This window comes from Lentzea pudingi (genome assembly GCF_014646255.1).
Classification (GTDB): Bacteria; Actinomycetota; Actinomycetes; order Mycobacteriales; family Pseudonocardiaceae; genus Lentzea; species Lentzea pudingi.
In genome coordinates this window covers 1-849 of the sequence record NZ_BMNC01000051.1, presented here as the reverse complement: position 1 = coordinate 849, position 849 = coordinate 1, and the positions used below count along the sequence as shown (strand labels likewise).

Sequence of the window (849 nt, the reverse complement as noted above, 5' to 3'; positions counted from 1 at the left end):
CCAGCGGGAGGCGGGGCCGAAGCTGGTGGCGGTGGACAGGGCCACGTGGACGTCGGAGTTGGCGTCTTTGGTGAACACGACGATGTCGTCGCGGCCGTCGCCGTTGAAGTCGCCGACGTAGGGGAACTCGACGCTGGGCGCGAAGAAGTCGTGCCACTTGATGGCGGGCCCGTAACCGGTGCCGGTGGACAAGGCCACGTGGACGTCGGCGTCGTTGCCGCGGGTGAACACGACGATGTCGTCGCGGCCGTCGCCGTCGAAGTCGCCGACACGGGGTTCCTCGGCGCCGGGCGCGAAGAAGTCGTGCCACTTGGAGGCGGGCCCGTAACCGGTGCCGGTGGACAAGGCCACGTGGACGTCGGCGTCGTTGCCGCGGGTGAACACGATGAGATCGTCACGGCCGTCACCGTTGACATCGCCCACGGCGGGGAACTCGTCGCCGGGAGCGAAGAAGTCGTGCCACTTCATCGCGGGCCCGAAACCACTACCGGTCGACAACGCCACATACACATCCGCCGCGCTGCCCCCGGTGAACACAATGATGTCGTCGCGGCCGTCGCCGTTGACATCGCCCACCGCCGGTTTCTCACCCGGCGGCGCGAAGAAGTCATGCCACCTCGACGCCGGGCCGAACCCGGTGCCGGTCGACAACGCCACATGGACGTCGGAGTCGGCGTTCTGGGTGAACACCACCACATCATCACGGCCATCACCGTTGAAATCACCACTCAACGGCGTCTCGCCATTCGGCGCGAAGAAATCATGCCACTTCGCCTCGACCTGCCCAGAAAAACCAGAACCAGTAGACGAACCGACATAAACATCAGCCGCCGCATCATTCGTGAACGA

Annotated in this window: 2 protein-coding genes; one reads left to right on the top strand and one right to left on the bottom strand. The window is 65.5% G+C overall.

What is annotated here, in order from left to right; genetic code table 11:
* A partial coding sequence (locus IEY88_RS43905; RefSeq protein WP_373294312.1) for an FG-GAP-like repeat-containing protein occupies nucleotides 1-732 on the bottom strand: 732 nt, incomplete at its 3' end.
* Between IEY88_RS43905 and IEY88_RS44975 the strand changes: the two genes are divergently transcribed.
* On the top strand, nucleotides 658-849 hold a 192-nt coding region (locus tag IEY88_RS44975), incomplete at its 3' end, for a hypothetical protein (protein ID WP_229694368.1). The two genes, IEY88_RS43905 and IEY88_RS44975, sit on opposite strands and share 75 nt — an antisense overlap.